Source organism: Alteromonas sp. KC3 (assembly GCF_016756315.1).
Lineage (GTDB): Bacteria > Pseudomonadota > Gammaproteobacteria > Enterobacterales > Alteromonadaceae > Alteromonas.
In genome coordinates, this window is the sequence record NZ_AP024235.1 from 1,133,748 (window position 1) to 1,148,493 (window position 14,746).

14 protein-coding genes are annotated in these 14,746 nt (G+C 43.7%); 4 read left to right on the top strand and 10 right to left on the bottom strand.

The window, feature by feature from the left end; all coding sequences use genetic code 11:
- Positions 1 to 3 precede the first annotated feature (3 nt).
- From JN178_RS05025 to JN178_RS05070, 10 genes are all read right to left on the bottom strand, one after another.
- Positions 4 to 1,017 carry a glycosyltransferase family 2 protein gene (locus tag JN178_RS05025; protein WP_202264143.1) on the bottom strand — a complete coding sequence of 338 codons (1,014 nt, stop codon included), beginning with the start codon at positions 1,015 to 1,017 and terminating at the stop codon, positions 4 to 6.
- Positions 1,018 to 1,152: 135 nt separating this feature from the next.
- Positions 1,153 to 2,319, bottom strand: coding sequence for a UDP-4-amino-4,6-dideoxy-N-acetyl-beta-L-altrosamine transaminase (gene pseC, locus JN178_RS05030; RefSeq protein WP_202264152.1), 1,167 nt, complete (start codon positions 2,317 to 2,319; stop codon positions 1,153 to 1,155).
- Positions 2,316 to 3,317: a UDP-N-acetylglucosamine 4,6-dehydratase (inverting) gene (pseB, locus tag JN178_RS05035; RefSeq protein WP_202264163.1), complete on the bottom strand. Its 1,002-nt coding sequence runs from the start codon at positions 3,315 to 3,317 to the stop codon at positions 2,316 to 2,318. Before pseB ends, pseC begins: the two co-directional genes overlap by 4 nt.
- A 141-nt stretch (positions 3,318 to 3,458) precedes the next feature.
- Complete coding sequence (locus JN178_RS05040; RefSeq protein WP_202264165.1) at positions 3,459 to 4,115, bottom strand: HAD family hydrolase; 657 nt, start codon at positions 4,113 to 4,115, stop codon at positions 3,459 to 3,461.
- A complete protein-coding gene (locus JN178_RS05045) occupies positions 4,112 to 5,053 on the bottom strand; it encodes an ATP-grasp domain-containing protein (protein ID WP_202264167.1) in 942 nt (313 codons plus the stop codon). Before JN178_RS05045 ends, JN178_RS05040 begins: the two co-directional genes overlap by 4 nt.
- A 7-nt stretch (positions 5,054 to 5,060) precedes the next feature.
- Entirely contained in the window at positions 5,061 to 5,978 is a 918-nt protein-coding gene (locus JN178_RS05050) for a LicD family protein (protein ID WP_202264169.1), read from the bottom strand.
- Position 5,979: 1 nt separating this feature from the next.
- Positions 5,980 to 7,029 carry a pseudaminic acid synthase gene (gene pseI, locus JN178_RS05055; RefSeq protein WP_202264171.1) on the bottom strand — a complete coding sequence of 350 codons (1,050 nt, stop codon included), beginning with the start codon at positions 7,027 to 7,029 and terminating at the stop codon, positions 5,980 to 5,982.
- A 2-nt stretch (positions 7,030 to 7,031) separates the two neighbouring features.
- The gene (pseG, locus tag JN178_RS05060; protein ID WP_232369697.1) at positions 7,032 to 8,114 is read right to left on the bottom strand and encodes a UDP-2,4-diacetamido-2,4,6-trideoxy-beta-L-altropyranose hydrolase; all 1,083 of its coding nucleotides are present in this window, start codon (positions 8,112 to 8,114) and stop codon (positions 7,032 to 7,034) included.
- Complete coding sequence (gene pseF, locus JN178_RS05065) at positions 8,111 to 8,815, bottom strand: pseudaminic acid cytidylyltransferase (RefSeq protein WP_202264173.1); 705 nt, start codon at positions 8,813 to 8,815, stop codon at positions 8,111 to 8,113. Before pseF ends, pseG begins: the two co-directional genes overlap by 4 nt.
- 58 nt (positions 8,816 to 8,873) lie before the next feature.
- Positions 8,874 to 9,329 carry an adenylyltransferase/cytidyltransferase family protein gene (locus JN178_RS05070; RefSeq protein ID WP_159623612.1) on the bottom strand — a complete coding sequence of 152 codons (456 nt, stop codon included), beginning with the start codon at positions 9,327 to 9,329 and terminating at the stop codon, positions 8,874 to 8,876.
- Between the two features lie 174 nt (positions 9,330 to 9,503).
- Between JN178_RS05070 and JN178_RS05075 the strand changes: the two genes are divergently transcribed.
- The 4 genes from JN178_RS05075 (at position 9,504) to JN178_RS05090 (ending at position 14,552) form a co-directional block, all read left to right on the top strand.
- Positions 9,504 to 10,298 carry a flagellin N-terminal helical domain-containing protein gene (locus JN178_RS05075; protein ID WP_202264175.1) on the top strand — a complete coding sequence of 265 codons (795 nt, stop codon included), beginning with the start codon at positions 9,504 to 9,506 and terminating at the stop codon, positions 10,296 to 10,298.
- A gap of 154 nt (positions 10,299 to 10,452) precedes the next feature.
- The gene (locus JN178_RS05080; protein WP_202264177.1) at positions 10,453 to 11,919 is read left to right on the top strand and encodes a sigma-54 dependent transcriptional regulator; all 1,467 of its coding nucleotides are present in this window, start codon (positions 10,453 to 10,455) and stop codon (positions 11,917 to 11,919) included.
- Between the two features lie 136 nt (positions 11,920 to 12,055).
- Positions 12,056 to 13,198, top strand: coding sequence for a sensor histidine kinase (locus tag JN178_RS05085; RefSeq protein WP_202264179.1), 1,143 nt, complete (start codon positions 12,056 to 12,058; stop codon positions 13,196 to 13,198).
- A 16-nt stretch (positions 13,199 to 13,214) separates the two neighbouring features.
- Positions 13,215 to 14,552 carry a sigma-54-dependent transcriptional regulator gene (locus JN178_RS05090; RefSeq protein WP_159623610.1) on the top strand — a complete coding sequence of 446 codons (1,338 nt, stop codon included), beginning with the start codon at positions 13,215 to 13,217 and terminating at the stop codon, positions 14,550 to 14,552.
- The last annotated feature ends 194 nt before the right edge of the window (positions 14,553 to 14,746 follow it).

The following is a 14,746-nucleotide window of genomic DNA, read 5'->3' on the forward strand; positions in this document are numbered from 1 at the left end:
AAGTTACGCTATAACCAAGAAGTCATCCCATTCACGCCAGCCAGCGCAACTTAACGACTTTCTTACTTTTTCTCGAACGGGTTGAGCGGCAATAATAACACCACCATATTGAGTAGGTGAGTGCTCAAATACGCATAGAGTTGTGTCCTCGATGGTTTCACGGCCAGCAGTTTTATCAATAAAACCATTTATTGGATACCCTCGCGCTGCAAAACACTTTGCTAGCGCTTTAGATAGTTGACCACGTCCATAGAGATAAAGCGCCCCATGCTTATCTACAATCTTTTCTATCTCCGCTAATTTCAGCTCTACTAACATATTTGCAAATGCATCGGTCGAGCTGTTCAAGGTTGTTGTCGAAGAGTCACTTAATCGCACTTTTAGTAGACACTTTGGAACGCAACCGATGTCAAAGCCTGCTTTAATGGCCCTGTAAAAGAGATCGTAATCCTCCCCCATTCTTCGCTCGGCATAACCTAGCTGTTTGATGACGTCACTTCGGGCAAAATAAGTACTATGTGTTACACAGCACCATCTTAGTAACTCTTCCCTAATTTTTTCAATCGTATTTATGCTGTTTAGGAGAGGGGCCTTTTCTTCTTGAAACTGTCGGAATCGATCACTTCTTTCAACTTGTGCATCTGTTGTGAAGTATTCGATGTAACACTTTGCTATTGCAACATTTGGATGGCTTTGAAGGTAAGATAGTTGTTCTACAAATCTAGTAGGGAGACTTAAATCATCGCCATCTACTTTTACAATATAAGGCGTTTGAATTAAGTCTAATGCTTCATTAAGTCTGTACCCAACACCTTTGTTTTCGTCGTGCGTAATAAGAGTGATACGCGGATCATTATATTGTCTAATAAGCTTACATGTATCGTCTGAAGATCCATCATCAATAATCAGAAAATCAAAATCTGAAAACGTTTGCGAGAGTATGCTGTCAATGGTGGCGCTTATAAAGCGCTCACAATTGTAGGTGGTAAGTAGTGCTGTTATTGTTCGCGTGGACATAATTGAGATTCTCTTTTAACTTACCAGAATGTTGTTTACTTCTTTGCTCCCTATCTTCTTTATCGACTACAGAGATTTTAAATAGAGTTTTTTTGAGAATATTTATCGCGGTTGTACGAGAATCTATCGCAGATTCTATCGTAAATTATCTACATGTTTGATGAGCGTAGACACAATTGACGCAACATCATTTTCGCTTAGGTCAGGAAACATAGGCAGCGTAATGGCTTGCTGATAATAACGCTCCGCGTTTGGGTAGTCGCCTTTCTTAAACCCCAAGTTTTGATAGTAAGGTTGTAAATGAATAGGGATGTAGTGAACGTGGGCAAAAATACCGCTCTCTCTCAATTGTGTCACAAGCGTTGTATGCGTCGTACTGTCTAGTGATTTCACTCTGACAACGTATAGATGATAACTTGAGTAAGTATCATTGTGTTGTATAAGCGGAGCAATATTTGCCTGGTCGCAAAGTGACTTGTCATAGTAGGCAGCTAGTGCGTTTCGCTTTTCAACAAATGTATCGAGTTTATCCAGCTGACTTAAGCCAAGCGCCGCTTCTACATCAGTCATACGGTAATTAAAGCCCAACGTAATCTGTTGATAATACCAAGGACCATGACTATCCTCAGTCATCATCGCTGGATCATTGGTAATGCCGTGACTACGAAGCATGCGCATTTTATCTGCCAGTTCCATACTGTTGGTTAGCGCCATACCGCCTTCCATGGTCGTGATTATTTTCACAGGGTGGAAACTAAACACACAAATATCAGAAAACTCGCAGCTTCCAACAAGTTTGTCTTGGTATCTTGCACCAACAGCATGAGAGGCATCCTCAATAACGAAGAAACCATAACGTTTGGAAAGTGCGCGTATCTGCGCCATGTCGCAAGGTTGCCCTGCAAAATGCACGGGAATGACTACTTTTGGTAAACAGTTGTTCGCTTCAGCGTTTTCTAACTTGTGCTTTAAGGCGTCAACACACATGTTGCCGGTTTGCAAATCAATGTCGACAAAGTCTATGCCAGCGCCACAGTAGAGCGCGCAGTTTGATGAGGCAACAAATGAGTTAGGCGAGGTCCACACGCAATCGCCCGGACCTACGCCAAGAGCAAGACATGCGATATGAAGGGCAGATGTCGCGCTATTAACCGCAACGGCATAGCTTGCGCTACAATAGTCTGCGAACGCGCTTTCAAACTTAGGGATCGCTGGCCCCTGAGTTAACCAGTCAGATTTAAGTGTGTCTAAGACTGCTTTTATATCACTCTCATCAAGGTGCTGGCGCCCGTAGGGAATCACTTTTGTGCTTCCTCATTAAACTGCTTTATTTCTTCAATGCTGAGGAAGTGCGCATTTGTATCAGATACGTATTCAAAACCAGAATCCACAGGTTTACCCTGTTCATCTAGTGCATTTGACGTGAAGTTATTGCTTCTATGGAAAAACTTTATAGCGGGTGCGATAACAAAGTGATCGGCAAATTCAAACGTGTGCAACGACATATCACCAGGACACATCATCTCATGCAGCTTTTCGCCAGGTCTTATTCCAACATATTTTATCGGGGTATTAGGCGCCATTGCCTCAGCTAAATCGACAATTCGAATTGAGGGAATCTTTGGAACGAATATTTCACCGCCTAGCATGCGCTCAAAGTTCTTTAACACAAAGTCGACGCCTTGCTGCAAAGTTATCCAAAATCGTGTCATGTCTTTGTGCGTGACTGGAATGTGGTCGCTGCCCTCTGCGATTAGCTTATTAAAGAAAGGCACCACCGAGCCACGAGAACCTACTACGTTACCATAACGAACCACTGAAAAACGCGATGCGCCCGCACCAACGATATTGTTGGCTGCCACAAACAGTTTGTCAGATGCGAGCTTAGTCGCTCCATACAAGTTAACAGGGTTTGCCGCTTTGTCCGTTGACAGTGCAATCACTTTTTTCACGTTATTGTCTATTGCAGCATTGATTACGTTTTCCGCGCCGTCGATATTAGTACGAATACACTCTGTAGGATTGTACTCAGCAGCTGGGACTTGTTTCATAGCCGCGGCGTGAATCACGAAATCAACACCTTGCATAGCACGATGCATACGCTCTTTATCGCGCACATCACCAATAAAATATCGCATACAAGGCGCGTTGAATTTTTGCTGCATTTCAAACTGTTTTAGCTCGTCACGCGAGTAAATGATTAAGCGCTTTGGTTTGTGTCTCGCTAACAAGGTTTCGACATATTTATGGCCAAATGACCCTGTGCCACCTGTTATGAGAATCGATTTTCCGTCGAACATGGTTTGCTCGCTGTTTTTATGGTTATAAACACAATATATCATGTGTCGGCATATTTGCCATAAAGCATTAGAATCTATGCGTTTAGGTGTTTATCAGTGCACAAATACTTCTGCTAAAAGAAGCAATGTTAAAGGGACTTTCTATAGTTTGATCGACGTTAATTCGTTTAAGTGGTTAATTGTATGAGCAGCGTCATATCCTGGCTTTGCGACAACGTGTTTGTGCACGCCAGTAAGGACTCTTATCGTGGGCATTCCCACTTTGTTTAAGTTAACAAAGTCTTTGGACGGGTTATCGCCGATATATACCATATCGCGCCATTCACATTTTTCCGCCTTTTTGATTTTTTCAAAGCAGTAAAGAGATGGCTTTGCATGCTTAACACCAAATCGGTGTGTGATAAATACGCGTCTAAACAGTGGCGCAATATTTAGCGCGTCAACCTTATTATTTTGCACTACTTTGTTGCCGTCAGTGACTAAATACAAGGGGGAAGGTAAAGCATTTAACAGCGAAAGATGTGCTGATGGCATAGTAAGAGAGGGTTTGTGTAATCGGTATGCAGAAACACATGCCTTCACATTGCTTTTTGTGTCTGCAATGTTGTGCATGGCAAGATAATCATTGAAAATACGACCTCGACCGTTCTTATCCAGTAATGTGGTCAATTCCTTGGTGCCGATTTCTTTGTTCACGCCCCAGGTACTCTCGACATAGGAAGCAACAGCCCTTAGGCCAGATTCAACATAGTGGCGCTCATTATAAAGCGTGTCATCAAGGTCAAAAATGTAAATCATAGGTAGTAATCTGTGGCAGCGCGAATTTGCGTGAGTTTCTCTTTTGAAAGTATGGCTGGTATCTGGTCAATATTATGGCCCAGCGATTCGCATAAGCTCCAGTATAAGCTGTCGACGCCTGCTTTGATGCCTAGCGTTGATGCTCCGCCAAATCTCGAGTTACATTCGATAATATGTAAATGCTGACCGCTTACAATGGCTTGTAATACGACAGGACCGGAGAGTTTAAGCGCCGATAATACGTCATTTATAATGGGTAGCAAGGGAAACTGGGGAAGGGTGTAAGTAACTTGAGACTCGCCATTTATTACAAGTTCACGTACGCGACACACCGCCGCTTTTACAACGTTCTCGCGAGTTAACCATGCATCAACGCTTATTTCTTGGCCTGATATAAAGGGTTGGTAGATGGGCGATGAAAGTGTCTTGCCGTGAGCCGCTGCGTCGTCAATATTGAGGTTAACCCCGATAGATTTGCTACCTGCACCAAAACGTTCTTTCACCACATAGCGTTTTGTCTTGGATTGTTTTAATTCGCCATTTAGCTCGCAGAACGTTGGAATAATGGACGGTACATCAAGCTGAGCGAAGGCTAGCTTATCTAAACAGCGCTCAATGGCGTGGTGCTCTGACACAATAACGACAATGTTTGCGGCGCTCAATCTTTCTTTTAGTGCGGCCCAGAAAAGTAGTTCGCCATCTCTGGTGGGAAATATATGAGTGATTTTTCGTTGTTTAAGCTCAGCGATAATGTGATCGACATTTGCCTCGACTGTTGGCGGCATACACCAAAACTCATCACAAAAGTAACGCGTCAATACTTTTTCGTTGATATCACCTGCAGTCACTACACCACTGGGCGAAATCCGCTTAACCGCATCTTTTAAAGCCAACAGCAAGGGGACTTTGTTACTCGCACTGGAAAGAAGAACGTTCACGTTTGTCTTAAATGCCTTTTGCTGTGATTGTATGTTTCTGTATTTTTATACCACCTTTTGGAGAAGGCATCGATGCCCGACGGTTTTCATATTCGGTGATTTGAGTTGTTTTTTTAGGCGTTTCCCATGCCCCGTACATAAAAGTCAAAAAGCCTTCTTTATCAAAGGGGGCCAAAAACGTTTCGTCTAGAAAAGTAATTGGCTCATAGTTGTCGAAGTGCTTTGCTGGCGCGAAAAATAATCCACCAGAGGATAATAGTTCTGAATAACCTTCGAGCGATTCTCTGCATTGAATGCTGACATCAAATTGTACGTATGCACTGGTACTTGAATTCGCAAACTCTAAATTGATACATGAATCAATGCCGTTTACATTGATAATCACAATGTTCCAATCTACATCAAATTGTTCAGTTAACACTTTACTAAGCTCGGGTAGCGCAGATTGCAGCTTAGCAAAATTTGTTTTGTCGACAGCAAGGTCAATATCGTCGTCCCATGCAATAAGCCCTTTGTCTCTTACCGCGCCTAATAGTGTGCCTGAGTCTAAACAAAATACGATATCTCGCGTTTGGCAAAAGCGATTTAACGTTCGCAATAAAGTTTGAGCGAAAGAAAGCGTCCTTTTGTCTTCAAAAGGTAGTGCAGCTTTCACAGCTTGTTTGCTCGGAACAATCACTTTAGCTTTGGGAATACGTAAGTCATTAGTGAGTTGACCGTGTATTTGGTCAATCCACTGACTGGTAATAATTATGTTGTCGATGTCGTAACTTGAAATGTCTGCCGGAGCAATAACAGGGTAACCCATAAAACTAGAACCGTGCTTGGCACTATCGTTATCGGCAAACGCCAATACTTCAATATTGGGATGATTGGAAATATAGTTCTCACCCGCTTTACTTGCACCGAACAGAATTACTTTCATGTTACAAAAGCTCCCAACTCATAGGGGTCCCTTTAGGAGCATCACATTTTATTTGTTTTCCAAGTAAGAGCGGCAAGTATTTAGGCGGTAAACCAAGTCCCGGACGAACTGAGCGTAAATTTTCCGCCGTAAGTGTGTCACCTGCCTTCATGTCCTGGGCGATATATAAAGAACGTCGATGCACTAAAGAGGCCTTTTCACGCTCTGTTGCGCCATAACTTACTTTGCCGATAGCCACTGCGGCACGGGCTGTCTCTTCGACCAATAACTTAATTTCATGTGGTTCAAGCGAGAACTCTGCGTCGACTTCACCACCCTTTCTATCAAGCACAAAATGCTTTTCAATTACGGTCGCGCCAAGCGCTACCGCAGCGACAGCTACACCCACGCCAGGTGTATGATCGGAAAGCCCAACTTGACAGTCGAAGAGTTCACTTAAATGTGGAATCGTTTTTAGGTTGGCGTCTACTGGGTTTGCCGGATAATTACTGGTGCATTTGAGTAACACAAGGTCTTTGCAACCATTGGCGCGAAGTACCTCTACAGATTCAGCTATTTCAGATTGACTGGCCATGCCGGTGGACACAATCACAGGTTTTCCTGTTTTTGCCACCGCAGCCAAAATAGCGTGGTCGGTGTTTTCAAAAGAAGCAACTTTATAACAGGGAGGATTTAGTGTTTCCAAAAAATCGACTGCGGTTAAATCAAAAGGCGTACTGAAAGCCAACAGCCCTTTTTCTTTTGCATAGTCGAAAAGCTCTTTGTGCCATTCCCATGGCGTCATCGCCTCTTTATACAAGTTGTAAAGAGAATTTCCCTTCCAAAGGCTATTGGGATCTTCGATAAAAAACTCGCCCTCATGGCAATCTAATGTAATGGTGTCTGGTGTATAGGTTTGCAATTTTATTGCATGTGCTCCCGCCTCTGCGGCAGCATCAATTAAGCGGTATGCTTTATCTAATGATTGGCCATGATTACCAGACATCTCTGCGATGATAAAGGGCGCACGCCCAGGACCAATTTGAATATCACCGATTGTGATTGGATTCATGACTACCTCTTAATACTGTTCAATATAGTATCCACTACAAAAGATGGATTTTTATTGCTGTTTAGTAGCGACGCCGCATTATCGGCGAGTTTACGCATTTTTTCGGGCGAACTTATCGCAAAATTGATCGCTTCGCTAATGTCTTCTTGAGTAACGTCATCGCTTTTGCCTATCCACAAACAACATTGTTGCTTATGTAAGCAGCGCGTCGTTTCAATTTGGTTGTCGGCTAGCGTAATAATCATACCCGCTACGCCTGACGCCGCACGTTCCCAGTGCATCGAACCACCTGCTCCTATCATAGTAGAGGCTGTTTTCATCAACTGAGCAATGTAGGAACATGCCACATGAAGCGTAACATTTGCCAGTGAACTCACTTTTGTTTTCAATGAATCAGTGTGCGTATATCCAGCGCCTACCACGATATCGGCCGAAATGGTCAGGGACTTTAACGAAAGTAAAGTATCTACTACTCGCTCCGTGAGGTTTGAAGGGTCGCTACCACCGAAGCAAATGAGAAAATGATTGTCTTTTCTTGGTATGACAGAAGACGAGTAGAATTCATCACGTAAAATAGCGAATTTAGGTCCAAGTAGCTTGAGGCAATGGCTAGGCACTAGCTGCTCGTAGCGTACTTCATAATTGTCATAGAGGTTTTGATCTAACAGTACGTCGCAATCGTGTTGTCGATTGGCCAAATCATCGATAACAACGATATGTTTGCTACACCTACGCATTGTTTTGCTAAATGCAGATGACAGTTGGTAATGGTCTATTATCAAAATATCGATGCTGTCGTTATGCGCTCGTGAAAGCACATCAATACATTGGTTTGCGTGCTTGTATTGGGCTTGCTCGTCTAGCTTACAATCTGAACGAGTACTTTGTTCACTGCTATTTAATGGTGGCGCAGTTAACAAAGTAATTCCGGCTTGCTCCACTTGTTGATGTAACGCAAAAGGGAGAGGGCATGATAAGAAGGTGACACGAGCGAAGGGAAGGAATTGGTTTGCAAGTGTTAAGCAACGCATAACGTGGCCTAACCCTATCTGCGCAGTACCGTCTACCCGAACCACAACCTTCACGTAAGACTCTCAGTCTGCATTAACTTAAAGAGTAATTCGGCTCTTACCCAATCCTCAGGGGTATCAATATCTTGTACCAAATGATCAGGCATCACGACCATTTTTGAATTGGCGCCGAAAATACGCTTGCTGGTGTCGAGCCAAGTTTTATAGTGGCCCCAATAGAGTTGACCTGCGTCGTGAAAAGCAGGAGGTAAATCTTGTGAACGTTGAGTAATACCAAACTCGTCGAAGGGTTTAACACCGCCATTTTCGGTTTGTAATATCGCTCTTTGAATCGGAAATGAAAACCGCGCAGCTGTAAATACATAGTCTACATCTAAAGCACCATCTAGCATCTCAAAACACGTATTGATTAATGAGGTGGTAAGGAGGGGAGATGTTGCATAGACACAAGCGCAATAATTGATATCCCAGCCTTTTTCTAGAAGTTCATTAAGCGCATGGCGAACAACAGGACTGGTTCCCGTGTAATCGTCTGCCAGCTCAGCAGGCCTTATAAACGGTATATCGGCACCATATTCAGCGGCTACATTGGCGATTGTTTCATCGTCTGTAGAAACAACAACTTTATCAATATAGGGGCTTGCCAACGCATTTTCTATTGCGTGAGCGACCATAGGTTTGCCACAAAACGGTTTAATATTCTTTTTAGGAATTCGCTTACTTCCCCCTCGCGCAGGGATAATCGCTACGTTCATATTTTTCTGCTCTATTTCTCTACTTTTAATGGCGTGGTTGAATCTAGAGTTTTGTTCATTAAAGTCGCTTGACTAGAGCATTTAAATGCTCGGTGAGGCTTTGTAGCTGGCGAATTTTTTCGTTTTGGATTTCACTAATGACAGTTTTTAACTCTGTGGTTGAAACGTCTTGAGTGCGTGGTAAATAGACAACTTTGACGATATCCTGCAAATCATCAAATTTACCAATCCAGTCATCACCCATGGCGAAAATATCGGCTCCTTCTCTTTGTAAATCTTCGCGCTTTTGTTCCCAACAGTTTTCTTGAAACACGCTGTCTACGTAACGACAAGAAAGTAGGATTTCCTTTCTATCCTCATAAGGAATAACAACCTTTTTACCCTTAACGGTATTGAATTCATCAGAGGATAGTCCGACTACAAGCTTGTCACCTAAGCTATGCAGGCGCTTTAAAAGCCTCACATGACCAATATGAAATAAATCAAATGTGCCATAGGTAACTACAGTCGTCATAGCGCTACTCTCTGAAAATAAACAAATTGTACACCAATAGCTTATCGGCAAGTCAATCAAATCCATGAGGTTATGCTTTTGCATCTAAAGGTATTCATTGTTATACGATTCGTTGGCTACATTTTGTCCAGCTTTCTGCTACACTCTTAATGTTAATTGATATAGGAAAGCGCCATGCAAATTGACAGCTCAACATCCTCTATTCTCGGCCAAGTGCGGGAGAAGCAAGAATCTCTAATGGAGAAGCTTGCTAGTGGTAAAAAGGTTAACAATGCGCTTGACGAAGCATCGGCACAGCAAATTATTGACCGTCTTACTTCTGAAGTTGAAGGCAATCGCCAAGCAATCAATAATGTTTATGATGGCATTTCCGTAGCTCAAGTGGCTGAAGGTGGCTTGGGGAGCATTAACGACGATGTAAATCGTATTCGTGAATTAACACTGCAATCTGGCAATGGTGTGCTGAGTGACGGCGATCGTCGCGCAATTCAATCTGAAATTACACAGCTTCAAGAAAACATCAGTCAAACCATTGAGCAAACTAACTTTGCTGGTAAACCATTACTTTCTGATAATGGCGAACTGTCATTTCAAACCGGTGCAAATGGTGGTCAATCGATTAGCATTAATACTCAAGATATCGCGTCGCAACTAAGCGGTGTATTGTCAATCGACATAACCTCGGGTACAAGTGTTGAAGATGCACTTAGTGCAGCCGACGATGCAATTGAAGTGGTTGGCGGTGCGCGTGGCGATCTCGGCGCAGTGCAAAATCGATTTGAAAGTACTGCTCGTAACCTTACACAAGCGAATGTTAATACAGCAGAAGCAAGAAGCCGACTACAAGACCTAGACTATGCACAAGCAGCCTCAGAGCGAGCGGCTAATGACGTGCGTGGTCAAGCAGCAATATCTGTTCAAGCGCAAGCAAATCAGCAAGAAGGTCAGGTTCTTGCGCTGCTAAATTAACGCATTATTTTTCAATATTATTCGAAAGAAGCAGGGCAACCTGCTTTTTTTATTGGTAAATTTCCTCATTCAGCTGTTGCGCTGCGATCTTTTGCCGTTACAATTTGTAAATGCGCTAAACTGTAAATAATAACAAAGCGTTCTCGGGGAATTGATGAAGAACATTTTGCTGGTTAGTGACAACCAGGAACTTATTCAAAACTTGGAAACTATCGTTACCTTCATGGGCGAGTCATGCCAGGCTCGCAGTTTTAATGAGGGTGAGCGGTATTTGCAAGATAGTGGGGCTGATGCGGTGCTTATTGAGCACACGTCGAGCCAAGTGGTGAAAGGGTTTGTTGAAAAATTCCCTCATATCCCTTTTGTGGCTTTGGTAGAAAGTAATAGCCAAGCATCTGCATATCGCAATTTAGTGAGTGTTATAGCAACACCTCTTACCTACCCAGTTTTGACACAGGCAATACACCGTTGCCAAGAGTACACAAGGCGTAAGCCTGGCCTTTCACGTTCTTCAGGAGCGAAAACGCGCTTGTTTAGAAGTTTGGTGGGTAAAAGTGAGCAAATTCAAATTGTACGCCGTTTAGTTGAGCAAGTTGCGCCAACCGATGCAACCGTACTTATTCTCGGTGAATCGGGCACAGGTAAAGAGGTTGTTGCCCGTAACGTACATTTTTTATCTGAGCGTAAAGATGGCCCGTTTATACCTGTTAACTGCGGTGCTATTCCCGGAGAGCTGCTGGAAAGTGAATTGTTTGGGCATGAAAAGGGCGCTTTCACTGGTGCGATAAGTGCTAGGAAAGGGCGTTTTGAGCTTGCTGAGGGCGGTACGCTATTTCTCGATGAAATTGGTGATATGCCAATGCAGATGCAGGTCAAGCTACTGCGAGTATTGCAAGAGCGCACTTATGAACGAGTAGGTGGGAATAAACCTCTACAGTGTAACGTGCGTATTATCGCCGCTACCCACCGCAATCTAGAAAACATGATTAGCGAAGATAAGTTTCGTGAAGATTTATATTACCGCTTAAATGTTTTCCCAATTGACTCTCCTGCTCTTCGTCAGCGAAAAGATGATATTCCGTTATTATTACAAGAGCTTAATAGTCGCATTCAAGGTGATGGTGTAGAAGGCGTTCGGTTTACTGAACATGCAATAGCGTCACTTATGGAGCATGAATGGGCAGGTAACGTACGTGAACTGTCTAATTTAGTTGAGCGCCTTACTATTTTGTATCCTGGGCAAATTGTCGATATTGCTGATTTACCCGAAAAATACCAATACGGCGATGTGCAAGCTTACGAACCTGATTATCCAGAAGAGATCCTTGAGCGCGAAGCGTTCAATGCTTTGTTCGCCGAAGCCGCTGCACAAGAACCTGAAGAAGAGCCAGATAGCAGCAATGAAGATGTTGCGCCTAACAGCACGATATCATCAGCACTTCCAGAAGAAGGTGTTAATCTTAAAGAGTACTTGTCAGAGCTTGAAGTTAACCTTATTCGCCAAGCCTTGGATAACCAGGATTGGGTGGTGGCTCGTGCGGCCGACAAACTTGGCATGAGACGTACTACACTTGTTGAGAAAATGCGCAAGTACGATATCCAACGCACTGAAGATGCGTAACGTCAGGGTTTTGACGTTACGCTTTATTCCCTAATTTCTTTCTTATCTTGTTGAAATTATTGTGTAAATAATTTTGGCACATCTTCTGCTTTATCCAGTCATATCTCAATAGCGTCTGCAATTTGACGAGGGTAATATGGCTTTTGAAGGCACACACAATACAACCGACTATTCAGCAAATCGTTTTTTGCACGATGAAATTGACAGTGCGATTGCGCAAAGCGGTAAGTGTAGCTCGAAATCTAATGATATTGCGTCGTTACGACTGCAAGCATCTCGTTTAGAGCATTTGTTGCAAGTAATGCCTGCAGGCGTCATCGTTATTGACGGTAAAGGTATTGTCCGTCAAGCCAACGAGCAAGCTAAAGCCTTGTTAGGTGAACCCCTTGAAGAAGAGGTTTGGCGTAGCATCATCACCCGTTCCTTTAAGCCGCGTGCTGACGATGGCCATGAAGTATCACTGGTTGACGGACGTCGGGTAAAGCTTTCAATAACACCCCTTGAAAATGAACCGGGCCAGCTAATAGTTATTACCGATTTGACTGAAACACGGCAGTTACAAGCGCGTGTTAGTCACATGCAGCGCTTGTCTTCATTAGGAAAAATGGTGGCATCACTGGCTCACCAAATAAGAACACCACTTTCTGCTGCCATGTTGTATGCCTCAAACCTCACGCGAAAAGGTCTAGCGGCAGAGGCACAAACTCAGTTTGCAAATAAGTTGTCAGACCGCTTAAAAGAGCTCGAGAGTCAGGTGAACGACATGCTGCTATTTGCTAAATCTGGTGAAGAGCAAGTGGTCGCGCAGATAAGGCTCGCTGAGCTTTTCGCCGCTATTGAGGGGAGTGCCAATACTATGGCAGCTCAACACGCTCAAACGTTATCTTTTTCAGGTTTTGATCAAGACATATCAATAACAGGTAATTTGACGGCATTACAGGGCGCTGTTTTGAATTTGATTCACAATGCCAGCCAAGTAACGCCCAAAAACGAAATGATCAGTATTGAGGCCTGTCACAGCAATGGTCAGTTAACCGTTTCTGTCACTGACCGCGGAGAAGGTGTGCCTCGCTCACTACAAAGAAAAATATTCGAACCTTTCTTTACTACCAAAACGCATGGAACTGGTCTTGGTTTGGCGGTAGTGAAATCTGTTGTTGCTGCACATAACGGAAGCTTGAGTGTGAGCAACGTAAAAAATGGCGGCGCTTGCTTTTCGTTAACGCTTCCGTGCAATCCACCCATAGATACACGTCATACCATGACGCAAGTAGCATAAGTATCAGGAGATAATGATGTCTAAAACAACCATTTTGATTGTAGAAGATGACGCAGGCCTCAGAGAGGCACTATTTGATACGCTTTTGTTGGGGAATTATGACGTTGTAGATGCAGACAGTGCAGAAGCCGCGCTGATGGTGCTGTCTTCACGCCACGTTGACCTTGTGGTCAGTGATATCCAAATGGGTGAAATGAGCGGTTTAACGTTGCTCAAAAGCATAAAAGCAAAGTTTCCCAACATGCCTGTCTTATTGATGACGGCTTATGCGACGATTGACGATGCAGTGCAAGCAATGCGCGATGGTGCCACAGATTATTTATCAAAACCTTTTGCTCCTGAGGTGTTACTTAACCTAGTTGGACGTTACGCGCCAGCACAAAAGATAGAATCGCGCACGCCAATTGTTGCTGACCCAACAAGTCTCAAGTTACTCGAACTATCACGCAAAGTGGCTAAATCTGATGCAACTGTAATGGTTATGGGGCCTAGTGGTTCGGGTAAGGAAGTGTTGTCACGTTACATTCACGACCAATCACCCCGTTGCGAGGCACCGTTTGTTGCTATCAATTGTGCCGCAATTCCGGAAAACATGTTGGAAGCAACCCTTTTTGGTTACGAAAAAGGGGCGTTTACCGGCGCTATTCAGGCGTGTCCTGGTAAGTTTGAACAAGCTCAAGACGGCACGTTGTTATTAGATGAAATCACCGAAATGGACTTAGCGCTACAGGCAAAGCTATTGCGAGTATTGCAAGAGCGCGAGGTTGAGCGACTTGGTGGGCGTAAGACCGTAAAATTGAATGTGCGAGTTATCGCCACGAGCAACCGAGATTTAAGAAAAGCGGTAGACGCAGGTGAGTTCAGAGAAGACTTATATTACCGATTAAATGTGTTTCCAATTGAGTGGCGTCCACTCGCTCAGCGCCCCGGTGACATAGTACCGCTGGCTGAGCATCTAGTGAATAGACACGCCTCATCACAAGGTTTGGGTACAATAAGATTAAGTGCGGCAGCCCGAAACAAGCTTAGTCAGTATAGTTGGCCGGGCAATGTTCGCGAACTAGAGAATGTAGTTCAGCGTGCCCTCATCTTATGTGAGAACGGCGAAATTGATGCCAGCGATCTCATGATTGATGAGGATATTCAGGTAACTATTGATGCGACTCCAGAGCAGGTTGAAGACAACAAGTTAGGTTCAGAGCTTCGCTATCAAGAACATCAAATTATCCTCGATACCTTGGTCTCTTGTAATGGTAAGCGAAAAGATGTCGCAGAAAAGCTAGGTATTAGCCCAAGAACTCTGCGCTACAAGCTTGCGCGCATGAGAGAGGATGGCATCGAAGTGCCTGCTTAGTGTAATACCCCACTCACAATGGCTATAGCCATTGTGTTGCACCTTTTTACTGGTTTCATAGCCGGCCGTCGCCTTTGTAGTTTACTGGGTGGCGGTTTTTTGTTGTTTCTTCCATTGTCGTGTCATAAATTTGGCATTCTTCAGCTTTTTAAGTTTAACTTGTTGATTTATATCACCAAATAAAGTTGGCAAGG